Origin of the sequence: Burkholderia plantarii, from assembly GCF_001411805.1 — a bacterium.
Classification (GTDB): Bacteria; Pseudomonadota; Gammaproteobacteria; order Burkholderiales; family Burkholderiaceae; genus Burkholderia; species Burkholderia plantarii.
On the sequence record NZ_CP007212.1, the window covers coordinates 1201548 to 1225975 of the forward strand.

Here is a 24428-nt window from a genome sequence, read left to right on the forward strand (position 1 = left end):
TTCACTTTTGAGATGAAATGACGCCAGGTCTCCTCTCGCGTCGTCTGATTAATGCAATTTTCGATGTAATGCCGCGAGCAGGGCCCAGCGCTCCGGCTGCCCGCCGGTCCGTTCCGCACCTCGCTTTCAGCGTTTCGGCATCAGCCTGCGGGGCAGGTGACGGACATCAACGATCCACCTCAAATCCGCTCGTCCGGCCGCGATTTCTTCTGACAAATTCCCCGATGGGCGTGGAATTTCACGGTTCTTCCCAGCCTGGATCGAGGCTCGGCGAGCGATGCCTGGCGATCGGGAGACGGCCGCTCCACACCGCGTCCCATGGCATCTCCCGCGCCGCGAACGGCCCCGGGAAATGGCCGTGACCGTTCCGTCTTTTATTTCACCTGGCTGAGGTAATTCATCAATTGATCGATTTTTGGGGTCGGATGAAAATTTGATTTTCAGCAAGAAAAGCGTCAGCGGCGAGCGGTCTCATTGACAAATTTCGTTAAATGTATGGTTTTTGTAAGTAACTTGGCATACGATCGATGGGTGTTTTGAAGAAGAGTCATGCCTCAGTTGGAAAAAACGCCCGGATTGCTGGATGTTTCCCGGTGTTTTGGATGAAAGTAGCGGATTGGATTGAAAACGGTATTGCAGTTTTCACGGTTAATTAATGATTTGATTGATTTGCCGTGAAGCCGGGTTCGGGCCGATCCGGTGGCCGCGCGGGATGGTTTCCGCCTGACGCCACCCGGCCCGTCGCGCCGGTATCCGCTCAGGGGCATCACTTGTCTGGCATCACGCAGGCGCTGTTGATCGAGATTGCAAACCGCCCACCGGCCGCCCCGGCCACCAGAGACGGTGACAACGGAATCGATCGCGGAGCGGCCGGCCGGGCGCCACGTTTTCATGCGTGCCGTCCGGCGCCACGCTACGCGAACCGCTTCGGCATGCGTTCATGATGGCCGCCCGCATCCGCTCCGCGCGGGCGGGTCGTGCTGCCGTTATTTCGCATCCCGAAGTATTGGCATTGCCCGTGCGAAACGATCGCGGGCAGGCCGCGTCTCGTTCGCGAGCCGCGGCGGCCGTGGCTCGGCGGGCTGCATCGTCGGCTTCGGCCTGCCTGGCAGCGATGGGTGTCGGGAGGTGACAGGGAGGAGGGGCGCGCGCACGGTTCGCGCACAAGTACGGAAATACCCGTTCCGAACAACAACTTTCTTTAAGAGCGGAGAGGCAACCATGACCTGGTTACACAACATATTCACGAGATCGCCGGAGATAGCGTTCTTCCTATCTCTGGCCATCGGCTATTTCATCGGCCAAATCAAGTTCGGCAAATTCCAGCTGGGCGGCGTGGGCGGCTCGTTGCTGGCCGCCGTCGTGATCAGCCAGGTGGGCATCACGATCGACAACGGCGTCAAGTCGGTCATGTTCGCCGTGTTCATTTACGCGGTCGGCTACGAGTCCGGCCCCGGGTTCTTCAATTCGCTGAGCCGCAAGACCCTGCGTGAAATCGCGATGGCGGTGTTTCTCGCGGTGAGCGCGCTGTTCACGGTGCTGATCTGCGCGAAGCTGTTCCACCTGAACAAGGGGCTGGCCGCCGGGCTCGCCGGCGGGGCGCTGACCCAGTCGGCCATCATCGGCACCGCCGGTGACGCGATCTCGCGCCTCGATCTGCCGCTCGACCAGATCAAGTCGCTGCAGGCGGACGTGGCGATCGGCTACGCCGTCACCTATGTGTTCGGTTCGCTCGGCTCGATCCTGGTCTGCGTGAACATCCTGCCGAAGTTCATGGGCCGCGGGCTCAAGGAAGCATCGCAGGACGCCGAGCGCGAGCTGTCGGGCAACCGCCTCGCGCCCGCCGCGGGCCAGACGGCCGCGTTGCCTGAGCTGGTGGGCCGGGTGTTCCGCATCGAAGGCGCGGCCGGCCGCACGATCCAGCAGGTCGAGGTGGAGCACGGTGATCTCGTGACGGTCGAGACCATTCGCCGTCACGGCAAGACGGTCGAGCCGACGCCCGACTTCGTGCTGAGCAACGGCGACGTCGTGCTGCTGGTGGGGCGCCGCGAAGGCATGGTCGGCGCAGCCGCCACGATCGGGGCCGAGCTGCAGGACGGCGAGGACATCAACATCCCGATGCAGAAGCGCCAGGGCGTGTTCACGCGCAAGGGCATGAACCACACCACGCTGGCCGAGGTGCGCGCCAACGTCGATCGCGACCTGCGCCACGGCGTGTACGTCGAGAGCGCGACGCGCGCCGGCCAGCCGCTGCCGGTGTTCGCCGACACCGAGCTGCAGCACGGCGACGTCATCACGTTCTATGGCACCCCGAAGGATACGAAGCGCGCTGTCGACGCGGCAGGTTACGAACTTCCGTACACGAACAAGACCGACTTCATCTACATGGGTACCGGCATCGTGCTGGGCCTCCTGCTGGGCCTGCTGGTGGCGCGCGTCGGCGGCATTCCGCTCACGCTCGGCTCGGGCGGCGGCTGTCTCGTGGCCGGCCTGCTGTTCGGCTGGATGCGCGGCAAGCACCCGATGTACGGCGTGATGCCGACCGCGGCCTCGCAGCTGCTGAAGGACATCGGGCTGGCCGGCTTCGTCACGGTGGTCGGGCTGAACTCCGGCCTGCAGGCCGTCGTCACGGTCAAGCAAAGCGGCATGACGATCTTCCTGCTCGGCATCGTGGTCACGGTGGTGCCGCTGATCCTGACCATGCTGTTCGGCCGCTACGTGCTGCGCTACCGCAACGCGGCGATCCTGGCCGGTGCGCTGGCCGGCTCGCGCAGCGCGAACCCCGCGTTCGGCGGCGTGCTCGACAAGGCCGAAAGCGCGATTCCCACGGTGCCGTTCGCGATCACCTACGCGATCGCCAACGTGCTGCTGACGCTGCTCGGCCCGCTCGTGGTCGGCCTCGTCTGACCCGTCCATCCAGGCGCGAGCCGCCGCCCTCGCGGGCCGGATCGCGCCCGATCACCGGATTCGACACGTCGTGGCGATTACCCCCGCCACGGCACTCTTAACTGTTCTTATCGGAGAATGGAAACATGACCAAGAACGACAAAAATCTGAACGAGCGGGCAAAACTCGCCGCCCTCAGCCCCTTCGAACTGAAGGACGAACTGATCAAGGTTGCCGGCGAAGGCGTGGTCGAACGCCCCGCCAACGTCTCGATGCTGAACGCCGGCCGCGGCAACCCCAACTTCCTCGCCACCATCCCGCGCCACGGCTTCTGGCAGCTCGGCCTGTTCGCGATGCGCGAGGCGGAGCGCTCGTTCGCCTACATGCCCGAAGGGCTCGGCGGCATGCCCAAGCGCGACGGCATCGTCGAGCGCTTCGACCTGTTCCTGCGCGAGAACCGCGGCTGCCCCGGCATCGACTTCCTGCGCGGCGCGGTGTCGTACGTGCGCGACCAGCTCGGCCTGTCCGACACCGACTTCCTCTACGAAATGTGCGAAGGCATCCTGGGCGCGAACTACCCGGTGCCCGACCGCATGCTGAAGCTCTCGGAAGTGATCGTCGGCCAGTACCTGCGCCGCGAAATGATCGGCAAGCATCCGTTCGTCGGTGAGTTCGACGTGTTCGCCACCGAAGGCGGCACGGCGGCGATGACGTACATCTTCAACACGATGCGCGAGAACCACCTGATCAAGCCGGGCGACACCATCGCGCTCGGCATGCCGATCTTCACGCCGTACATCGAGATTCCGAAGCTCAACGACTACCAGCTCAATGTCGTGCATCTGAACGCGACGGTCGAGAACAACTGGCAATACTCGAAGGACGAACTCGACAAGCTGCGTGATCCGAAGATCAAGGCGTTCTTCCTCGTCAATCCGAGCAATCCGCCGTCGGTGCGCCTGAGCGACGAGAGCCTCGAGTACATCGCGGAAATCGTCAAGGAACGCCCGGACCTGGTGCTGCTGACCGACGACGTGTACGGCACGTTCGCCGACGATTTCGTCTCGCTGTTCGCGCTCGCGCCGCACAACACGATCCTCGTCTACTCGTATTCGAAGTACTTCGGCGCGACCGGTTGGCGCCTGGGCACCATCGCAACGCATCGCGACAACGTGCTGGACCGCCAGATCGCCAAGCTGACGAAGGAACAGAAGCACGGCCTGCACGAACGCTACGAGTCGATCACGACCGATCCGGAATCGCTGAAGTTCATCGATCGCCTGGTGGCCGACAGCCGTACCGTCGCGCTGAACCACACGGCAGGTCTCGCCACGCCGCAGCAGGTGCAGATGGTGCTGTTCTCGCTGTTCTCGCTGATGGATACGCCGGACGCGTACAAGAACGCGCTGAAGCGCCTGATCCGCAGTCGCAAGCGCGCGCTGTACGAGGAAGTGGGCATCGCGTTCGACGACAGCGATCCGAACCAGGTCGACTACTACACGATCCTCGATCTGGAATTCCTCGGCGAGCGCGAGTATGGCCGCGAGTTCGTGGACTGGCTGCTCAAGAGCGCCGAGCCGTCGGACCTGCTGTTCCGCCTCGCCCGCGAGGCGCGCGTGGTGCTGCTGCCGGGCCGCGGCTTCGGCACGCCGCATCCGTCGGGCCGCGTGTCGCTCGCCAATCTCAACGAGTCCGACTATCGCAAGATCGGCCGCGCGCTGCGCAAGCTGATCGAGGACTACGTCAGCCAGTACGAGAAGGAAACCGGCAAGAAGATTCGCGACCGGGCAAGCGCGAAGTAAGCGCCAGGTAACGCCGTTGCCGCGCGGTCCGGGCGGCGACGGCGATGCCCCGGGCGGCTGGGGTCCGCAATGCATGCGCGGACGCCGGCCGCCTTTTCGCGTTTTGGGGCGCCGCGGGCGGCGAAGCGGCCATCGAATCAGGGAGAGACGGAATGCAGGCAAGCGGAACGCGGATGGCGAAGTGCTGCGCGATCGCGCTGGTGGTGACGATGAGCGTGTCGGGATGTACGTCGTTCCAGCCGGTTGTCCACGAGCCGGCCGGCGATACCGCCGGCACTGGCGGCGAGGCGAACCATACGGTGCGCTCGACGTGCTCGCGGCTGGCGATCGATCTCGAGCGCGACGTGAAGGTCGGCGACGAGATCCGCTATCACGGCTGCGACGGCACCGCGGGCAGCATGAAGGTCGAGACGATCGGCGCGGACACGATCGGTGGCGGTGGCGCGGAGATCGACGTGCGCGAGATGCGCAGCATGGAGGTGAAATCGGTGTCGGTGGGCCGGACCGTGCTGTTCGGCGTGGGCGTCAGCGCCGTGGTGGTGGTGGCCGCGATCGTGATCTTCGGCGCGACGCTCGCCGCCGCGATTCTTGGCGCGCAGTGAGCGCGGCGGCACTCAGGCCGCCGGCGCCTCGCCGAATCCGTCCACCTCGCCTGGCCCGTCGGGCACGAATTCGACGCAGACCACCTTCGGCCCGTCGCCGGCCGGCAGCGCGATGGCGGCGGTCCACGCGTCGCGTCCTTCGGTCAGCGAATGATGCGGGCCGGTCAACACCACGCGGCCCGGCGTCTGGATCGCGCGCTCCCAGACCGGCAGCCGCGACCAGTTGCAGTGCGTGTCGGGAAAGAGGGGCGCGAGGCGCGCGGCCTGGGTCGCCGTCACGACGCCGGCCCGCATGATCGACGGCTCGGGCTGCACGCCGTTCGCATCGGTCACGAACACGCGGCGGATCGCGGCGAATTCGAACAGCGGCGCGGCCATGCCGGCCAGGTCGCCGGTCGCGACGTAGGCATGCGCGGTCTGCAGCACCAGCCGCTCCAGCTCGTCGAAGCCGGCGCCCGTCGTGTGCGAATGCCCGGCGCGGCGCCGCGCGTGGTGCTGCCAGGCGCGGTCGATGTAGCGCGGGCCGCCTTCGCTCGCGCGCGTGAGCGATGCCTCGGGCTGGCCGAACAGGAAGCCCTGCACGAAATCGACGTCGGCATCCATCAGGATCTGCAGCGCGTGTTCGGTCTCGATGCCCTCGGCCAGCACCATCGCGCCGGCCTGATGCAGCATCGTTACCAGGTGGCGGATGTTGCGCCGCGCGTCGCCGGGCTGCTGGGCGCGCTCGACGAGCGAGCGGTCGAGCTTGACGATGTCGGGATGCGCCTGCCAGACGCGATCGAAGTTCGAAAAGCCGGTGCCGAAATCGTCGATCGCGATCAGGAAGTCGCGATGCTGGATGCGGTCGATGGTGCGCGCGAGCGCGGCCTCGTCGCGTACCGGCTGCTCGATCACTTCCAGCACGACGCGCGTGGGCGGCAGCGCGAAGTGCTCGCACAGCTCGTCGATCGATTCGCGCTGCGCGCTGCCCGAATCGAGCATCTGCGGCATCACGTTGAGAAACAGCCAGCCGTGGCCGGGATCCTGCGCGGCGAAGTTCGCCGCGTGCAGGCAGCGCGTCATGCGGTCGACGAGCGGGGCGTCGCCGCGTGTGTGCGCGAGCGCGAACAGCGCTTCCGGTTCGAGCGAGGCGCTGTGCGAAGCATGCGCGCGCACCAGCGCCTCGTAGCCGACGATGCGCCGGTGCGTGATCGAGAGTACGGGCTGGAAGACGCTCGTGAGGCGCATGCCGCGGTAGTTTGCGGCCCAGCCGCCGGCGCCGTCGGAGACGAGCAGGCTGACGAGATTGTCGAGTGTCAGTTCGGCAGACGGTCGCATTGCGCGTCGGTCCAGTGAGGGCGGCGCGCCGACGGACCGATGGGATCGTCGGTGCGGATCGCGCGGTCGCGTATGAAACGTCGTCGGGCGCGCGGCCCGACCGCCGCCGATACCGGGCGTCGGGCGGGCCGCGTCGCATGTCCACACGTACTCTACACCGATTGTCTGACGGCAGAAAATGCGTGTGGACGCGAATGGCGAATCGATCATGGATTGCGTCGCGACGGCGATCGCGACCAGTCGATGCGGGTCCGGGGCCGACATGGGGCGGTCGCGGCGGTCGCCGTCGCGTCCCGCCGGGAATCGTTCAGGTGACCGGAACGACGGCGCGGCGGCGCCGGCGGCGGGTACGGCAGGCGGCGGATATCGGGCGGGCCGGGCGGCCGGCCCTGCCGGTGCCGTCACGCGGCGGCGCCGGCCGCCGGGTCAGGCCGCGTCGCGCGCCGGCCCGAGGCCCGGGATGCGCCGGATCACGCCGGTGGCGAGCGCGGTGCCGAGCAGCACCACCGCGCAGCCGGCGAGCATGACCGGCGCGACCGCTTCGTCGAGGAACACGGCGCCCCAGAAGATCCCGAAGATCGGAATCACGAACGTGACGGTGATCGCGCGCGACGGCCCGACGTGCGCGATCAGGTGGAAGAAGATGAAGTAGGCCACGCCGGTGCAGAGGACGCCGAGCGCGAGCACCGAGCCCCAGGCATGCGCCGAGACCGGCGTGGCCGGCCAGGTCGCGAGCGCCGGCAGCAGCAACAGCACGGTCGAGCCGATCATGGTGCCGGCCGCGTTGAGCAGCGGATCGACGCCGGACAGCTTGCGCTTCGTGTAGTTCGCGGCGATCCCGTACAGCAGCGTGGCGGCCAGCGCGGCGGTGGCGGCCAGCGCCGTGGCGCCCGCGCTGCCGGTGGCGCTGCCCGTGCCGCCGTCCGGCGCGAACACCTGGCGCGCCACCAGCAGCAGCACGCCGGCGAAGCCGGTCACGAGCCCGAGCGTGCGCGTGAGCGAGAGCCGCTCGCGCAGCCAGACGTAGGCCACCACTGCGCTCCAGAGCGGCGCGGTGGCGTTGATCACCGAGGTGATGCCGGCCTGCAGCGTCAGCTCGGCGAACGCGAACAGGCAGAACGGCGCGGCCGAATTGAGCAGACCGCACACCAGCAGCGGCCACGCATGGCTGCGCAACGCGGCCGCGAGCGGGGCGGCGCCAACCCGCCAGAGCGCGAGGCCGACCAGGAACAGCGCGCCGAAGCCGACGCGCAGCGCCATCAGCGGCGCGACGCCGAACTCGGCGACGCCGACGCGGATGAACAGGAACGAGGCGCCCCAAAGCGAGGCAAGCAGGATCAGCAGCGAAAGATGGCGGGCGGACATGGTGTAAGTCGGTGTGGAGCGCGCATGCCCCGGGCGGGCATGCCCCGGCATGGTAGCGCGTGCCGGGCACCGGTGTTACACGATCGAATGAAACGGCAGGAAACGGAAACGTCGGACGAAAGACGACGGCGCCTGAACGCGCCGCGGACCGATCTCGGGCGGGAGGGCGGCGCAAGCGACACCGGGACGGAAGGCGGCGGGAGGAATCAGGACCCGGCAAGGCGGAAGGTTCCGGCCGGCTCACGAGCCGGCCAGCCCGCGATGATCATCGATGCCCGTGCCAGCCGCCGCCCCAACCGCGGCCGCCCCATCCCCTGCCGCCCCAGCCGCCGCCGAAGCGGAAGCCCAGCGACACGGACGGTCCGCCCCAGCCGCCGTAGGCCGGATAGTAGGCGGGGGCGGGATAGTAGCCGGGGTAATAGGCCGGATAGGCAGGATAGGCCGGCGCGACATAAGCCGGCGCCGGATAGGCCGCCACCGGCGGCGCGGCCGCGACAACCGGATCGGTCGGTACCGGCGTAGCCACATAGCCGCCGGCCGGGTAGTAGCCGTAGGGGTAATAGCAGCCGGCCAGCACAACGGTGGCAAGCGCGGCGGCGGCAAAGGTGCGGGTTTTCATGGCGGGACTCGATGCGGCGGCATCCTGTGTCGGTGGCGATACCGCCAGCTTAGGCGCGTCGGAGATGAAACGCTGTGTGAAACGGTAACGGCGCATTTCAACCGGCCGCGCGCGGCGATGGGCGCCGTGCCTTATCCAGTCGTTGCCAACCCGTCGACAAGCTTCAGTCGGGGTGGCATGACACTGCCCGCCCTCCCGGCTGAAGCTCGCGAACTGGCGCGAACGCCAGCGGCTTACTTGCCGACCTGATTGCCGATCAGGCCGCCCGCCGCGGCGCCGCCGAGCGTCGACAGCGCGCTGCCGCCGATCGCCGCGCCGGCCACACCGCCGACGCCGGCCCCGATCGCCGTATCGCGCTGGCGCGTGGTCATCGAATCACAAGCCGAAAGGCTCGCGATGGAGGCGATCAACAATGCACCTATGCCAACACGCCGGATCGAGTTCATGACGGGCTCCTCGCAAGAATGGAAAAGGCGCGGCGCCAAGGCCGCGCGACACCATCAATCTAGCCGAGGCCGCGATGCGCTGTTGTAAGGACTTGTTAAGCGTCTTTTCCCGCGTAATCAAATGTATCCGCGCGGGAATGCGCCTTGCGCCGCGACGCGGCGCAGCGGCTCGCGCGACGCCACGGCGGCGCCGGCCGCCGCGCGAACGCTCACTGGCGGTGGTAGATCTCGGCGCCGGTCTTGACGAACTCGACGGCCTTGACCTCCATGCCCTTCTTCAACGCCTCGGTTTCCGACACACCCTGCTTCGCCGCGAAGTCGCGCACGTCCTGCGTGATCTTCATCGAGCAGAAGTGCGGGCCGCACATCGAGCAGAAGTGCGCGACCTTGGCCGAATCCTTCGGCAGCGTCTCGTCGTGGAATTCGCGTGCCTTGTCGGGATCGAGGCCGATGTTGAACTGGTCTTCCCAGCGGAACTCGAAGCGCGCCTTCGAAAGCGCGTTGTCGCGCACCTGCGCGCCCGGGTGGCCCTTGGCCAGGTCGGCCGCGTGCGCCGCGAGCTTGTAGGTGATGATGCCTTCCTTGACGTCGTCCTTGTTCGGCAGCCCGAGGTGCTCCTTCGGCGTGACGTAGCAGAGCATCGCCGTGCCGAACCAGCCGATCATCGCCGCGCCGATGCCCGAGGTGATGTGGTCGTAGCCGGGCGCGATGTCGGTGGTGAGCGGCCCGAGCGTGTAGAACGGCGCCTCGTCGCACCATTCGAGCTGCAGGTCCATGTTCTCCTTGATCAGCTGCATCGGCACGTGGCCGGGGCCTTCGATCATCACCTGCACGTCGTGCTTCCAGGCGATCTGCGTGAGTTCGCCGAGCGTCTTCAGCTCGCCCAGCTGCGCCTCGTCGTTGGCGTCGTAGATCGAGCCGGGGCGCAGGCCGTCGCCGAGCGAGAAGCTCACGTCGTAGGCCTTCATGATTTCGCAGATGTCCTCGAAGTGCTCGTAGAGGAAGCTCTCCTTGTGATGCGCGAGGCACCACTTCGCCATGATCGAGCCGCCGCGCGAGACGATGCCCGTCATCCGGTTGGCCGTGAGCGGCACGTACTGCAGGCGCACGCCGGCGTGGATCGTGAAGTAGTCGACGCCTTGCTCGGCCTGCTCGATCAGCGTGTCGCGGAAGATTTCCCAGGTCAGGTCCTCGGCCTTGCCGTTGACCTTTTCCAGCGCCTGGTAGATCGGCACCGTGCCGATCGGCACCGGGCTGTTGCGGATGATCCACTCGCGCGTCTCGTGGATGTGCTTGCCGGTGGAGAGATCCATCACCGTGTCGCCGCCCCAGCGGATCGCCCAGGTCATCTTGTCGACCTCCTCGCCGATCGACGAGGTCACGGCCGAGTTGCCGATGTTCGCGTTGATCTTCACGAGGAAGTTGCGGCCGATGATCATCGGCTCCGACTCGGGGTGGTTGATGTTGGCCGGGATGATCGCGCGGCCGCGCGCCACTTCCTCGCGCACGAATTCGGGCGTGATCTCGGTGAGCGCCTGCGCGCCGAACGCGGCGGCGCCGAACGCCTGGCCGCGGTGCTGGCGGCCCATCATGGCGGCCAGCTTGGCGCCGTTCGGGCCGCTGTCGCGCAGGCTTTCGAGGTATTCGGCGCGGCGCTGGTTCTCGCGGATCGCGATGTATTCCATCTCCGGCGTGATGATGCCCTGGCGCGCGTAGTGCATCTGCGTGACGTTGCGCCCGCCCTGCGCGCGGCGCGGCTGGCGGTGCAGGCCCGGGAAGCGCAGCTCGGCGGTGGCCGCGTCGGCGGCGCGCTCGCGGCCGTACTCGCTCGTCAGGCCGGCCAGCGTTTCGGTGTCGCCGCGCGCCTCGATCCAGCGCTGGCGCAGCGCCGGCAGGCCCGAGCGGATGTCGATCTCGGCTTCCGGGTCCGTGTACGGGCCGGACGTGTCGTAGACGTAGATCGGCGGGTTCTTCTCGCCGCCGAAGCCGGTCGGCGTGTCCGACTGCGTGATCTCGCGCATCGGCACGCGGATGTCGGGCTGCGAGCCGGTCACGTAGACCTTGCGGGAATTCGGCAGCGGGGCGATCGCGGCGGCGTCGACGCGGGCGTCGGCGGACAGGAACTTCGGATTGGCATTCATGCAGTCATCTCCTGATGTGGGGCGCTAAGCAGGAGACGAGATGGGCGGCAGGCCGGCCGGAGGATGAGGCAAATGGTCGAGGCCTGTACGCTTCCCTGCGCTGGCATTATCCAGATCAGGTTCAAAGGGTATTTCTCACCCGCGAAGCGCCGTGTTTCGAATGGCGCCACGCAGGACCCCCGCGTTAGCTAGGGCGAACGATACACCCGGACGGCCGTGGTTTCAACCGGTGCCGATGCGCGGGCTTCCGGTGCCGGATCACGACGGTGCGTGCCGGCCGCGCGCCAAACCCGTGCCGGGCGCGCGTCGGATTCCGGCAAGCGGCCGTCGCGTCACGGCAGGCAGCGAGGCGCGGGTAGCCGTAGCAAGGCGCGGGCGTGGCATCGTGGTGTCGCGCCGATGCATCAGCGCCGTGCTTTTCCTGATTGACGGCGATTTTCGGCCGGAGCGTTCATGCATAATGCCTTCGATGCGTCGCGGCTCGCGGCGCTCCCGCGTTCGCTGGGTCAGTTCGACTTCTCCGGTTCCGTTCTCGACGACATGCCGTCCCGCCCGTTTTTCCCTGCCGCTCCGGCTTCATGCCGGCCGCGCGCGCTCGTCCCCTCGCTTGTTTCGCACCCCCCCGAATCGCATCGCGTTCCGCCGGCCGCCGGGCCTCGTGGCGGGGGTGACGCGCGCGGCGCCAGTCGGGCGGCCTGAGCGATGACACCGTTCGACCGCCTGCTCGCGGCCGCGAGCCGCCTGCGCCTGCGGGACCGGATTCGCCTGCCGCAAAGCCGCGGCGGTCGCATCGTGCTCGCGCTCGCGTTCATCTATTTCGTCTGGGGCTCGACCTATCTCGCGCTGCACGTCGCGCTGGAGACGTTCCCGCCGCTGCTGCTGTCAGGCATGCGCAACGGCTTTGCCGGCATCGGCCTGTTCGTGTTCGCGATGCGCCGCAAGCCGGCGCTGCCCTCGTTCGGCGAGATCCGCAACGCGGCGATCGTCGGCACCATGCTGGTGGCGGCCTCCTCGGGGCTGATCGCGCTCGGCATGCGCACCGTCAGCAGCGGCTCGGCGGCCGTGATGGTCGCCACCGTGCCGCTGTTCGCCACCGTGATCGCCGCGATCGCGGGGCGCCAGGTATCGAAGGGCGAGTGGACCGCGGTCGGGCTCGGCATGGTCGGCATCGTGATCCTCAACTCGGGCGGGCCGTCCACGCCCGGCTCGACGCTCGGCAGCATCACGGTGCTGTGCGGCGGGCTGTTCTGGGCCGGAGGCGTGCATCTGTCGAGCCGCCTGAAGCTGCCCTCGGACCTGTTCCTGTCCACCGCGCTGCAGATCGGCCTCGGCGGCATGGCCTCGACCGTGGCGGCGCTGTGCCTCGGCGAGCGCAGCGTCCATCCGGCGTTCCTGCCGATGGTGGCGTTCTTCTACCTGATGATCTTCGGCACGATGATCGCCTACGTCGCCTACGGCTACCTGATCCGCAACACCAGCCCGGTGCTCGCGAGCAGCTGCATGTACGTGAACCCGATCGTCGCGGTCGCGCTCGGGGCGCTGCTGCTCGGCGAGCCGGTCACGACCGCCACCGTGGTCGCGACGCTCGCGATCCTCGGCAGCGTCGGGCTCTCGTTCATCTGCGACCCGGCCCGCAAGGCCACGCGCTGACGCGCGCCGCCGGTCGCCCGCGCCTCGATCGGGGCACGCGGCGGCCGGGATGGGGCGGCGGCTGCCGGAATCAACGGTCGTTGGGTACGGCGCGCGGCCGGGTGCCGTCGAGGCACCGCGCGGTCAGTCGCGATGCCTTCCGCTGCGATGGTGGATCCATCCCGCGAGCGCCGCGAACAGCAGCCCGACCGCGCTGACGCCCGTCCAGCCCGCCGCGTGCCAGGCCGCCACGCCGGCCGACGAACCGATTGCCCCGCCGATGAAATAACAGACCATGTAGACCGTGTTGACGCGGCTGCGCGCCTCGGGCTTCAGCGCATAGATGCGCGACTGGTTCGAGATCTGCGCGGCCTGCACGCCCACGTCGAGCACGATCACGCCGAGCGCCAGCCCGATCAGGTGCGTGGCCGACACCGCGAAGATCACGAACGACAGCGCCACCAGCCCGATCGACAGCGAGATCACGGCGCGCGGCCCGCGCCGGTCGGCCGACTTGCCCGCATAGGGCGCCGCGAGCGCGCCCGCGGCGCCGACGATGCCGAACAACCCCGCCACCTGCGGCCCGAAGTGGAACGGCGTGCCGGCCAAGAGCAGCGTGAGCGCCGGCCAGAACGCGCTGAACGCGGCGAACAGCGCGGCGCCCGTGGCCGACGCGTGGCGCAGCCCGCGCAGCTCCACCGCCAGATGCCAGAGCGAGCCGATCAACTGCGGGTAGCTCAGCGTCGAGGTGGGCGTGCTGCGCGGCAGCCGCAGCAGCACGGCCGCCGCGATCGCGACCAGCGAGGCCACCGAGGCGCAGAACACGGCGCGCCAGCCGAAGTATTCGGCGATGAAGCCGGCCGCCGTGCGCGCCAGCAGGATCCCCAGCAGCAGCCCGCTCATCACGGTGCCCACCGCTTGCCCGCGCTCGGCGGCCGGCGCGATCTCGGCCGCGAACGGCACGGCCTGCTGCGCGATGGTGGAGAGCACGCCGATCGCGAGGCTCGCGGCGGCCAGCACCGGCAGCGCCGGCGCGGCGGCCGCGATCAGCAGCGCGGCGCAGAGGCCGGCGATCTGCAGCAGGATCAGGCGGCGGCGGTCGAAGCGGTCGCCGAGCGGCGCGAGCAGCAGCATGCCGGCCGCGTAGCCGAGCTGGGTGGCCGTGGGCACCACGCCGATCCAGCCGGCCTCGTGCGGGAACGACTCGCGCAGCGCGCCGAGCAGGGGCTGGTTGTAATAGATGTTGGCGACCGATACGCCCGCGATGGTCGCGAGCAGGAGCAGCAGGCCGCGCGAGTAGTGCGGATGCGCGGCGGGCGGCGGGTTCGGGGCGGTGGGGTTCGGTGTGGACATGAGGCGATCGGATCGAAACGAGGGTGGCGCGCCGGCAAGGCTGCCGATCATACCGGAGGCCCGTGAAATTCGCCGACGGCGGGGCGGTGGGGGATGAGACGCCGCCGCGCATCCCGTGCGCCGTTCGCGCCGCGCCGGGTTCAGTCGATCAGCGCGCCCGTGTCGTCGTGGAACGGATGCGGTCCGTCGGCGGTATCGACGTAGACCTGATGCGAGACCAGTCCACCCACCGGGTCGTAGCGATGCACGGCGAACGAGGGCGGCTCCAGCGTGAACGCGGACGGCCCGTTCGGGCGCAGGTCGAACGCCACCTGGTGCGCGGGCGCGGCCACCGTCGAGGCGAGCGTGCCGCCGAAGCGCGCCACCATCGGCCGGTGGACGTGCCCGCACAGCACGCGCTCGACGTTCGGATGGGCGCGCAGGATCGTGTCGAGCCGGCGCGCGGCGGCCGGATCGAGCCGCTGCGCGTCCATGTGCGCGATCCCGCAGGCGAACGGCGGATGATGCAGCGCGACCACCACCGGGCGTCCCGCGGCGGCCTGCAGCTCGGCCGCGAGCCAGTCGAGCCGCGCGTCGCAGAGCAGGCCGCGGCTTTGCCCGGTGATCTGCGAATCGAGCGCGATCACGCGCAGCGGGCCGAGATCGAGCGCGTACTGCACGAACTCGCCCGTCTGCAGTTCGGCGCGCTCGGCGAACGCGCGCCGCAGCGCGCCGCGCTCGTCGTGGTTGCCGATCAGCAGGTAGTACGGAATCTCGAGCGGCGCGAGCAGCCGCTTCAGGTGCTGGTATTCGTCGTCGTGGCCGAAGTCGGTCAGGTCGCCGGTGATCAGCACCGCGTCGGGGCGCGGCACGAGCGCGTTCAGTCTGGCGACGGTGCGGGCGAGACTCGCCGCGGTGTCGACGCGCCGGTAGGCGAGCGCGCCGGGGCGCTTGATATGGAGATCGCTGATCTGGGCGAGCAGCATGGCGGGGCCTCGTGTTGCGGAGTGGCGGGGTGGCGGGGTGGGCTCAGGGCAGCGCGATCAGCCCTTCGGGCGCGATCGCGAGGCCCACGGCCGTGCCGCGCGCGAGCGCGATGCGGCCGGGTACGTCGATCGCGAGCGCGTCGGGCGCCGCGTGGTCGATGCTCAGGCGCGTGCGTTCGCCGAGGAACGCGCAGCCGGCCACGACGCCGCGCAGCTGGGCGGCGGCCGGGTCGACGAGGCGCGCGTCCTCGGGGCGAAAGAACAGTTCGGATACCTGACGGGTCGACGGTACCGCGCCGCCGGTGGTGACGAGCATGCCGTCGCGCCAGCTGCCGGCGAGCCGGTTCAGCGTGCCGATGAACTGCGCGACGGCGCGGTTCGCGGGCTGGTAATAGATCTCGCGCGGCGTGCCGATCTGCTCGATGCGGCCCGCGCCCATCACCACGATGCGGTCGCCGAGCGCCATCGCTTCGGCCTGGTCGTGCGTGACGTAGACGGTGGTCACGCCGAGTTCGCGCAGCAGCGCGTTCATCTCGCGGCGCAGCGTCTCGCGCAGCTTCGCGTCGAGCGCGGTCAGCGGCTCGTCGAGCAGCAGCACGCGCGGCTGCACCGCCAGCGCGCGGGCCAGCGCGACGCGCTGCTTCTGGCCGCCCGACAGCTCGGTGACGGGGCGCTCGGCCAGCGACGCCAGCTGCATCATCGCCAGCAGTTCGTCCACGCGCGCGCGCAGCGCGGCGGCCTCGGTCCGGCGGATGCGAAGGCCGTAGCCGACGTTGCCGCGCACCGTCAGGTTCGGGAACAGCGCGTAGTTCTGGAACACCATGCCCACCTGGCGGCGCTCGATCGGCAGCGCGGTCACGTCCTCGTCGCCGAACGCGATGGTGCCGCCGGCGTCGGGCGTCTCGAGCCCGGCGATCAGGCGCAGCGTGGTGGTCTTGCCGCAGCCGGACGGCCCCAGCAGCACGAGCGTTTCGCCCGCCCCGATCGCGAGATCGAGCGGTTCGAGCACGCGCGCGGCGCGAAACGTCTTCGCGCAGCGCGTGAGCGTGACGGGCAGGGAGGCGAGTTTCATCGGCGTGGCGGGTGGGGGCGTGGGGCGGAGGAACATGGGCGTCAGGCCGACGGCCGGCGCGGCGCGGCGTCGATCCGCGAGCCGGCCGCGTCGATGCCGAGCCGTTGCATCGCCACCAGCAGCGGCAGCGTCATCAGCAGGAACAGGATCGTGTAGGCGCTGCCGAGTTCGATGCGCATCGAGGCATAGGTGTCGGCGAGGCCCACCGGCAGCGTCTTGGTGTCGGGCGTGTGCAGCATCCAGGTCAGGTTGAACTCGCCGATCGAGAGCGTCAGCACCGCGAGCGCGCCGGCCACGATGCCGGGCCGCAGGTTCGGCAGCACGATGGTGGCGAAGCGCGTGGCGAACGAGGCGCCGAGGCTGGCCGCGCCTTCCTCGAGCGTGCGCAGGTCCGCGCGCGCGGCCACGGCGGCCACCGCGCGGACCATGAACGGCAGCGTGAACACGACGTGGCCGGTCACGATGAACCAGAGGCTGGTGCGGAACGCGGAGAAACCGCCGTAGACGATCAGCAGCCCGAGCGCCGAGGCGAGCCCCGGCAGCGCGACGGGCAGCACCAGCGCTTCCTCGATCAGGCGCGCGGCCCGATGGCGGCTGCGCGCGAGCGCGTAGCCGGCCGGCACGCCCGTGACCAGCGTGACGGCGAGCGTGGCGAGCGCGACCGCGAGCGAGAGCCACACCGAGCCGCGGTACTGGACCCAGACTTCGGCCAGCCAGTGCAGCGTGAGCCCGCTCGACAGGCCGCGGAACGCGTTGACGGTCAGGCCGGTCAGCACCGACATCACCACCGGCACGATCAGGAACGCGCAGAGGCCGAGCGTGACGAGCCATTGCAGGGCTGAACCGAGCCTGAACTCGCGGCTGGCGCGGCGGCGCGGGAAGTCAGGCTGCGGAACGTGCGATGGCAGTGTGGAAGTTGCGGGCACAACGGTATCGGAGGTGGGCAGCGTCATTGCGATGGTCTCATGCGGCCGCGGCGGCCTGCCCGGTCAGGCTGCGCGCGATCGCGAGCACGGCCCAGGTGACGAGGCCGAGCACGATCGACAGGCCCGCCGCGGTGGCCACGTCCGCGTTCAGCGTGAATTCGGTGTAGATCGTCATCGGCAGCACGTCGAGCTCGGTGGCCAGCGTGAACGCGGTGCCGAACGCGCCCATCGAGGTCGCGAAGCAGATCGCGCCCGAGGCGATCAGGCCCGGCGCGAGCGCCGGCAGCACGATGTCGGCGAACACGCGCCACGGCGAGGCGCCGAGCGAGCGCGCGGCCTCCTCGAGCGAGGCGTCGAGCTTCGAGGCCGCGGCGATCACGGTGACGATCACGCGCGGGATCGAGAAGTACAGGTATCCGGCGAACAGGCCCGCGAGCGAGTAGGCGAACACCCACCGGTCGCCCGTCAGCTTCGCCGACAGCAGCCCGATCAGCCCCTGGCGGCCCGCCAGCATGATCACCATGAAGCCCACCACCACGCCCGGGAACGCCAGCGGGAAGGTCAGCAGCGCCACCAGCAGGCGCTTGCCGGCGAACGCGCGGCGCGCGAGCAGCAGCCCGGCCACGGTCGACAGCACCAGCGTGACCAGCGTGACCGCCGCCGACAGCGCGACCGTGGCGGCCAGCGTCTTCAGGTAGCGCGGGTTCGACAGCAGCGCGGCGTAGGTGTCGAGCGGCGCGGCGCCGGCCGACTCGCGCACCAGCGCCGCCATCGGCAGCAGCCAGAACGCGGCGAACACCGCCAGCGCCGGCGCGACCAGCGCGACCCGCCAGCCGGTGGGGAACGTCAGCTCGCGCATCGCGCCGGCCGTCACGGCAGCGCCTGCAGGTACTGCTGGCCGAACGCCTGCTGGCCGGCCGCCATTTTGCCGAAGTCCACCGGCCGGGCGCGCGCGTAGTCGCTCGCCGGCAGGAACTTCGAGGCGATGTCGGGCGCGAGCGCCTGCGGGCGCACCGGCCGCAGCCAGGCGGCGGCCCACAGCTTCTGGCCCGCGTCGGACAGCACGAAGTCGAGCACCTTCCGGCCGTTGGCCGCGTGCGGCGCGTGCTTCACCAGGCTCATCACGTAGGGCACCGAGATGGTGCCCTCGGCGGGGATCACGAACGCCACGTTCGCGTGGTCCTTGTATCTGGCGCGATAGGCGTCGAAGTCGTAGTCGATCAGGATCGGGATCTCGCCCGACAGCACGCGCGCGTAGGCGGTCTGCTTCGGCACGATCGGCCGGTTCGCGCGCAGCTTGCGGAACCAGTCGAGCGCGGGGCGGAAATCGTCGAGCGAGCCGCCGAGCGCCTGGTTCACGGCCACCGCGCCTGCGTAGCCGACGAACGCGCTGGATGGATCGAGGTAGCCCACCATGCCCTTGTATTCGGGCTTGAGCAGGTCGGCCCACGAGCGCGGCACCGGCCGGCCGTCGAGCGCGTCCTGGTTGACGAAGAAGCCGAGCGTGCCCGAATGGATCGCGAACCAGTAGCCCTGCGGGTCCTTCAGGTTCGGCGGGATCTGGTCCCAGTGGGCCGGCTTGTACGGCTCGATCACGCCGCGCTGCCTGGCCTGGATCGCCGACGACACGCCGAGATAGACCACGTCGGCCACCGGGCTCTTCTGCTCGGCGATCAGCTGCGCGATCGCCTGGCCCGAGTTCTTGTCGTCGGCCGGCACGCGGATGCCCGTGGCCTGCCGGATCGCGGCGAGCTGCGCGGCCCAGTCGGCCCACTCGGGCGGGCAGTTGTAGCAGATCGCCGTTTCCTCGGCCTGGGCCGAGGCCGGCGCGAACGCGGCGAGGGCTGCGACCGCAGCCAGTGCCGCCGAAGCGGTTGCGCGGCGCAGCGCGCCGAGGCGCGCGTGCCGCGACGAGGGGCGAGGGATCACTGCGGGCCTCCTGACGGAAACGGATGGGACGGACGATGGCGCGCGGCGCGCGAGGTGGCGAGGCCGGCCGGTGACGGCGCGGCAGAGATGCATGCCGAGGCGGGCCGGCGCGGCGCCGGGCCGGCGATGGCGATCGCGACGGCGAGAGACGGGGGCGCGGCGGGCGGCGGCATGGCGGGACGCTCAGCGGCCGCGCGCGAGGCGCGTCACGACGCCGTCGCCGATGGTGGCGATCGAGGCGCCGTCACGCACCACGTGCGGCAGCGTCAGCGCGGGCGTGTCGTGGGTCTCGCCGGCCAGCCGCTCGGCCAGGCGCCGCCAGGCGAAGCGGCCGATCTCGCGGTTCGGCGTGGCGACGCTCGCCAGCGCCGGCGCCAGCAGCTCGCCCACGGCGAGGCCGTCGAAGCCGAGCACCGAGATGTCGTCGGGCACGCTGAAGTTCGCGTCGCGCAGCGCGCGCATCACCACCATCGCGAGCAGGTCGTTGCTGCAGAAGATCGCCGTCGGCCGCGTGGTGCGCGAGGTCAGGTGCGCGAGCACCGCGTTCGGCAGCACCGGCGCGTTGAAGTCCACCTCGAGCGCCGGCAGCGGCGTCAGCCCCTGGTCGGAGAGCGCCTGCGCGTAGCCGATGTGGCGCAGCCGGGCGCGGTCCGAGGCGGCCAGCGAGCCCGCCAGCATCAGCACGCGGCGGTGGCCGCGCGCGATCAGGTGGCGCACGCCGTCGTAGGCGGCGAGCCGGTTGTCGACCGCCACCGACGGGCGATGCGGCGTGTCGTTGTGGATCAGCGTGTAGAGCAGGCCGTCCTCGTCGAGCGCGTCGAGCAGCGGATGCGCGTGCGCATCGGCCACCGTCAGGATCAGCCCTTCGACGCGCTGCGCGCGCAACGTGTCGATCGCGTGCCGCTCGCGCGCCGCGTTGTATTCGGTGGTCATCACGATCAGCTTGAAGCCGGCGCGCGAGGCGAGTTCGTCGATGCCCTGCAGGCATTCGGCGAACACCGGGTTCGCGAGCGTGGGCAGCATCACGCCGATCAGCTGCGTGCGCTCGTTGCGCAACTGGCGGCCCAGCGGACTCGGACGGAACCGCAGCGTTTCGATCGCTTCCTGGATCGTCGCGAGCGTGGCCGGGCTCACCGAGTCCGGCGCATTGATCGCCCGCGACACGGTGGCGATCGAAAAGCCGGACAGGGCGGCCACATCTTTGATGGTCGACGTCATGAACTCGGCGGTGTAATCGTTTTCATGGCCAAAATTATCGACAGCGCACATGACGGATCGATGACGCCAAATTGACCGCCGCCGGCGAAAACGATTGCGCGTGAAGGAATCGAAATTCCGTCGGCGACCGCGCCGGCGAACCCGAACGCGAACCCTTCACTGGCAATGCGCAGACATTTGCCCCACCCGACTGAAGACGCGGCGCACCGGTGGTAGAATGCGGACCGCCCTTTTGCCGGGGTGATGAAATTGGTAAACATAGCGGACTTAAATGATTGAGTGCCCGGTTGGAAACGGCCGGTGCAGAACCCTTCAAATTCGGTGAAACCCCTGGCGCGCGATGCGCCGAGGCAACGCCGAGCCAAGCCCGGATGCCGCGCGAGCGCAGGCGGGAAGGTGTAGAGACTAGACGGGGGGCGCCTAAGGTTGCGCGAGCGGAAGCACCGCTTGCCGGCGAAGGTGAAGGCATAGTCCAGCGCACGAACGGCAGCGCCAGCGCGCCGCCGGCTTCGAAAGAAGCAGTGTGACGAAAATCCGCCGCCTTCATTGGCTTGCCGGTTCGAGTCCGGTCCCCGGCACCAAGTATGTGAGAGGTGGCCTCACTCGTTCGGACAGTTATCCGAGATTTTTAAGTGGAGCGTCCGAGGCAATCATGCGGCCGATTTGATCGCAGGCAGCGTCGCGAAGTATGCCTCGTCCGGCGTGCGATCCGCCAGGCTCGAATGGGGCCGTTTTCGGTTGTATAGCTCGATGTAGTCGCCGATGGAGCGCCGGGCGTGGCTTCCAGCGTAATGGCGACCCGATGCGCGAGAATCTTGCGACTCGCCCAGTCCACCACCGCCGTCAGGTACAAGAAGCCGCGCGCCATCGGAATGGACGTCGTGTCGAGAGCGAACACCTGATTGGCGCGGTCGACCTTCATGCCGCGCAGCGGGTACGGCCAGATCTTGTGCTGTGCGTGGCGCCGGCTCGTGTTCGGCTTGCAGTACAGCGCCTCGACACCCATGCGCCTCATCAGCGTGCGCTCACGCCGGCGGCCGACTTCATGGCCTTCCCGGCGTAACAGACGTGCCAGCATCCGTGCCCCGGAAAATGGAAACCCCATGTGCAGTTCGTCGATTCGACGCATCAGCAACTGATCCGCCTCGCTCACTGGCTGCGCCCGGTAATATGCGCTCGATCTCGCGACGCCAACCAGTCGCGTCTGTCGCGAAACCGGCAACGCATGCGTGCGGTCAATCATCGCTTTGCGCTCGACAGTCCGGCTTTGCCGAGCGCTCCGGACAAAAAATCGTTCTCCAGCGTCAACTGTCCGATCTTCGCGTGCAGCGTTTTCACGTCCACCGGCGGCTCGTTCGACGGTGGACCGGCCGCGCCGAACACATCCGCCGCACGCTCCTGCAGTTGCCGCTTCCACTCCGTGATCTGGTTCGGATGCACATCGAACTGCTGCGCCAGCTCGGCCAGCGTGCGCTCGCCCTTGACCGCCGCCAGGGCCACTTTCGCCTTGAACGCCGCTGAGTGCGTCCGTCGGGTTCTCTTCGTCATCTTTCCGATTCCTTTGCCTGCAGTATCGCTGGCTCAGGCCCCGGGCATTCCACTTACCCGACTGTCCGAATTTGCGCGGCCACCTCTCACGATCGTTGTCGGGCGAGGCATTCAAGCCGTCTGCCGCCGCGCGACCGCCGCCAGAAAAAAACCCGCGAGCCTTCGAAGGTCTCGCGGGTTTTGTTCATGACCGGCCGCCGACGCCGGTCGGTTACGCGCCCTCACTCGCGCGGCGCGCCCTTCGCCGGCCGCCCGGCCCAATACCCCGCCAGCAGCGAACCCGACAGGTTGTGCCAGACCGAGAACAGCGCGCCCGGCAGCGCCGCGATCGGCGTGAAGTAGAGCTTGCCGAGCGTGGCGGCGAGCCCGGAGTTCTGCATGCCGACCTCGATCGCGAGCGTGCGGCACACGGCTTCGTCGAAGCCGAGCAGGCGCCCGCCCCAGTAGCCGCCGAGCAGCCCGATCGCGTTGTGCAGCATGACGCCGACCATCACGACGAGCCCCACCGAGGCGATGCTGTTGCGCGTGCCGGCCACCACGGCGGCGATGATCAGCAGGATCGCGACCATCGACACGAGCGGCAGGTACGGCTCGATCGCATCGACCGCGCGGCGGAACAGGTGGTTGACGATCAGCCCGACCACGATCGGCAGCGCGACGATCTGCAGGATGCTCATCAGCATGCCGTGGACGTCGACGGCGATCGACGCGTCGACGTACAGGCGCGTGAGCAGCGGCGTGGCGAACACGCCGACCAGCGTCGACAGCGCGCTGATCGTCACCGACAGCGCGACGTCGCCGCGCGCCAGATAGATCATCACGTTCGAGGCGGTGCCGCTCGCGACGCTGCCGACCAGCACCATGCCGGCGGTCAGGTCGGGCGGCATCCGCAGCAGCTTCGCGAGCGCCCAGGCGGCGAGCGGCATCACGAGGTAGTGCAGCACGATGCCGGCGAGCACCGGCGCGGGGCGCGTGAAGACGCGGCGGAAATCGGCGATCGACAGCGTGACGCCCATCGACAGCATGATCAGCGTGAGCAGCGCGGTGACGTGCGGCGCGACGGGCGAGAAGGTCGCCGGCGAGAAATACGCGGCGAGCGAGATCAGCACGGCCCACAGCGGAAAGAGTCGGGTAACCCGGGCAAGCATGGTGAAGAATCCTTGGTCGATCTTGTTGGTGTCGTGGCGGGCCGGGCCGCGTCGCGCGGGGCGGCCCCGCGGGAGCCGGCGCGAGGGCGCTGGGCGCGCCTCGCGGAACAGGCGGCGCAAGCGGGCAGCGGGTTGACTGCCGGATCGTCCGGCGCCGGTCCTCGTGGGACGGCGCATGCCTGGCAGACGGCGCGAAAGCGGGGATTCTACCTTGCGGGGGTGGCGGGGCCGGGTGGCGGCCGGTGGGTGTGGATCAGCGGGAAGGCCGGTCAGCGCCTGATCGAGACGGTCGAGCGGGCGACAAGGATCGCATGCGAGGGCCGCGAGCGCGCGCGGCGTGGTGAGGTTCGAACCCGGGAAGGCACGGCGCGAATCGGACGATCCGGATGGATCGATGTCGTCGATGCGTTCCCGGCTCGGGAGCGCTCGCCCGCATCGCGCGGGCGCGCCCCGTCGATTCCCTCACTCGATCGCGCGCCCCCCGGTGGCGCGCGCCTGCCCCTGCTCGACCACGTTGAGCACCGCGCGCACCGCCACCACCACGCAGGTGCCCGTGCCGATCGCGAGCGGGTACTTCCAGTCGACGTGCGGCATGATCTGCGGAATCACCGAGATCGCCAGCGCCGGCAGCACGAACGCGTCCGCGGCGCGAATCAGGACGATGGCCAGCCCGAACGCGATCAGCACCGACAGCGGCCCGGTGCCGAACAGCGCCACGCTCGCCCAGCCGAGCGCCGCGCAGGCCACGCACAGCACGGGCACCAGCGCGGCGCGCCGCGCCCACGGGCAGTGCTCGGGCCGGATCAGCATTTCGTAGGCGAGCACCAGCAGCGGCGGAAACAGGATCAGCCGGATCCCGGCGCGGGCCGCGAGCAGGTAGGCGATCGCCAGCACGCACCAGTACGCGACCCAGCGCGTGGCCTTGCCGGAGGCGGTGGCGCCGGGCTGCCAGGCGGGACGGTAGGCCATCGACAGCAGCGCGAGCGCGCCGGTATCGCAGGCGATGAACACGACGTAGTGCAGGCTCGTCACGCCGAACACGAGCGGCAGGAACGCGGCCGGCACGGCCGGGAACACCGGCGACTTCATCACCTTCACGATCAGGATCGCGCCCGCGATGCACAGGATCGCGGCCGGCGCGCCATACGGCAGGTGGGTCGCCACGGCCATGCCCCACAGCGCGGTGACGGTGGGGGTGGCCAGCACCATCAGCGGCGCCTTGGCCCACGGCCCGTTCGGCCGCATGAAGATGCCGTAGCCGAGCGCGGCCAGTTCGGGGAAGAACGCGAACTCGTTGTGGATCAGCTTGCCTACGCTCGAGACGAGGCAGAGATAGACGACGGCCAGGCAGGCGGCGGGCAGGCTGGCCTTGGCGAAGTTGGGATTGGACATGGCGGGAGGACGGGCTGCGAAACGGTTGTCGGCGCATCGGACCAGGGCGAAGCGGTTCGCCCTGCCGCCG

At 69.2% G+C, this 24428-nt stretch carries 20 protein-coding genes, 1 pseudogene and 1 riboswitch; of the genes and pseudogenes, 4 read left to right on the top strand and 17 right to left on the bottom strand.

The features are described 5' to 3' along the window. Positions 1 to 554: 554 nt before the first annotated feature. Positions 555 to 893: a hypothetical protein gene (locus bpln_RS35085; protein ID WP_141755393.1), complete on the bottom strand. Its 339-nt coding sequence runs from the start codon at positions 891 to 893 to the stop codon at positions 555 to 557. Between the two features lie 328 nt (positions 894 to 1221). Between bpln_RS35085 and aspT the strand changes: the two genes are divergently transcribed. From aspT to bpln_RS05280, 3 genes are all read left to right on the top strand, one after another. After that, complete coding sequence (gene aspT, locus bpln_RS05270) at positions 1222 to 2907, top strand: aspartate-alanine antiporter (RefSeq protein ID WP_042624295.1); 1686 nt, start codon at positions 1222 to 1224, stop codon at positions 2905 to 2907. A gap of 125 nt (positions 2908 to 3032) precedes the next feature. Then, positions 3033 to 4688, top strand: coding sequence for a bifunctional aspartate transaminase/aspartate 4-decarboxylase (locus tag bpln_RS05275; RefSeq protein ID WP_042624296.1), 1656 nt, complete (start codon positions 3033 to 3035; stop codon positions 4686 to 4688). 152 nt (positions 4689 to 4840) lie between these two features. Continuing rightward, on the top strand, positions 4841 to 5290 hold the full coding sequence (locus bpln_RS05280; RefSeq protein WP_055138246.1) for a hypothetical protein: 450 nt from the start codon (positions 4841 to 4843) through the stop codon (positions 5288 to 5290). Positions 5291 to 5302: 12 nt separating this feature from the next. Here bpln_RS05280 and bpln_RS05285 read toward each other — a convergent pair whose 3' ends face one another. From bpln_RS05285 to thiC, 5 genes are all read right to left on the bottom strand, one after another. Beyond that, positions 5303 to 6607 carry an EAL domain-containing protein gene (locus bpln_RS05285; RefSeq protein ID WP_042624298.1) on the bottom strand — a complete coding sequence of 435 codons (1305 nt, stop codon included), beginning with the start codon at positions 6605 to 6607 and terminating at the stop codon, positions 5303 to 5305. Positions 6608 to 7033: 426 nt separating this feature from the next. After that, positions 7034 to 7972, bottom strand: coding sequence for a DMT family transporter (locus tag bpln_RS05290; protein WP_055138247.1), 939 nt, complete (start codon positions 7970 to 7972; stop codon positions 7034 to 7036). Between the two features lie 265 nt (positions 7973 to 8237). Beyond that, entirely contained in the window at positions 8238 to 8591 is a 354-nt protein-coding gene (locus bpln_RS05295) for a hypothetical protein (protein ID WP_042624300.1), read from the bottom strand. A 233-nt stretch (positions 8592 to 8824) separates the two neighbouring features. After that, the gene (locus tag bpln_RS05300; protein ID WP_055138248.1) at positions 8825 to 9037 is read right to left on the bottom strand and encodes a glycine zipper 2TM domain-containing protein; all 213 of its coding nucleotides are present in this window, start codon (positions 9035 to 9037) and stop codon (positions 8825 to 8827) included. 209 nt (positions 9038 to 9246) lie between these two features. Next, positions 9247 to 11178 (bottom strand): phosphomethylpyrimidine synthase ThiC, encoded by a 1932-nt coding sequence (gene thiC / locus bpln_RS05305; protein WP_055138249.1) that lies wholly within the window; start codon positions 11176 to 11178, stop codon positions 9247 to 9249. 74 nt (positions 11179 to 11252) lie between these two features. Then, positions 11253 to 11369: riboswitch (TPP riboswitch) on the bottom strand. 511 nt (positions 11370 to 11880) lie between these two features. Between thiC and bpln_RS05310 the strand changes: the two genes are divergently transcribed. Further along, on the top strand, positions 11881 to 12828 hold the full coding sequence (locus tag bpln_RS05310; protein WP_055138250.1) for an EamA family transporter: 948 nt from the start codon (positions 11881 to 11883) through the stop codon (positions 12826 to 12828). A 123-nt stretch (positions 12829 to 12951) separates the two neighbouring features. Here the strand turns inward: bpln_RS05310 and bpln_RS05315 are convergent, their stop codons facing one another. The 11 genes and pseudogenes from bpln_RS05315 to bpln_RS05360 all read right to left on the bottom strand — a co-directional run bounded on the left by bpln_RS05315 (position 12952) and on the right by bpln_RS05360 (position 24358). Next, positions 12952 to 14160, bottom strand: coding sequence for an MFS transporter (locus bpln_RS05315; RefSeq protein WP_055138251.1), 1209 nt, complete (start codon positions 14158 to 14160; stop codon positions 12952 to 12954). Positions 14161 to 14300: 140 nt separating this feature from the next. Continuing rightward, entirely contained in the window at positions 14301 to 15125 is an 825-nt protein-coding gene (locus tag bpln_RS05320; RefSeq protein WP_055138252.1) for a phosphodiesterase, read from the bottom strand. Positions 15126 to 15168: 43 nt separating this feature from the next. Beyond that, positions 15169 to 16197: an ABC transporter ATP-binding protein gene (locus bpln_RS05325; protein ID WP_055138253.1), complete on the bottom strand. Its 1029-nt coding sequence runs from the start codon at positions 16195 to 16197 to the stop codon at positions 15169 to 15171. Between the two features lie 41 nt (positions 16198 to 16238). Continuing rightward, positions 16239 to 17150, bottom strand: a complete 912-nt coding sequence (locus tag bpln_RS05330; protein ID WP_042624307.1) for an ABC transporter permease — start codon at positions 17148 to 17150, stop codon at positions 16239 to 16241. Positions 17151 to 17160: 10 nt separating this feature from the next. Continuing rightward, entirely contained in the window at positions 17161 to 17982 is an 822-nt protein-coding gene (locus bpln_RS05335; RefSeq protein ID WP_055139449.1) for an ABC transporter permease, read from the bottom strand. An 11-nt stretch (positions 17983 to 17993) separates the two neighbouring features. Next, positions 17994 to 19052 (bottom strand): ABC transporter substrate-binding protein, encoded by a 1059-nt coding sequence (locus bpln_RS05340; protein ID WP_055138254.1) that lies wholly within the window; start codon positions 19050 to 19052, stop codon positions 17994 to 17996. A 183-nt stretch (positions 19053 to 19235) separates the two neighbouring features. Next, a complete protein-coding gene (locus bpln_RS05345) occupies positions 19236 to 20270 on the bottom strand; it encodes a substrate-binding domain-containing protein (RefSeq protein WP_055139450.1) in 1035 nt (344 codons plus the stop codon). Beyond that, positions 20267 to 20530, bottom strand: coding sequence for a hypothetical protein (locus tag bpln_RS33600; RefSeq protein ID WP_162487013.1), 264 nt, complete (start codon positions 20528 to 20530; stop codon positions 20267 to 20269). The genes bpln_RS05345 and bpln_RS33600 overlap by 4 nt, the downstream gene beginning before the upstream one ends. Positions 20531 to 21048: 518 nt before the next feature. Continuing rightward, positions 21049 to 21818 (bottom strand): annotated as a pseudogene (locus tag bpln_RS33610) (IS3 family transposase); the annotation flags it as partial. Between the two features lie 221 nt (positions 21819 to 22039). Beyond that, a complete protein-coding gene (panS, locus tag bpln_RS05355) occupies positions 22040 to 22966 on the bottom strand; it encodes a ketopantoate/pantoate/pantothenate transporter PanS (RefSeq protein WP_055138256.1) in 927 nt (308 codons plus the stop codon). Positions 22967 to 23428: 462 nt separating this feature from the next. Continuing rightward, positions 23429 to 24358, bottom strand: coding sequence for a hypothetical protein (locus tag bpln_RS05360; RefSeq protein ID WP_055138257.1), 930 nt, complete (start codon positions 24356 to 24358; stop codon positions 23429 to 23431). Positions 24359 to 24428 lie beyond the last annotated feature (70 nt).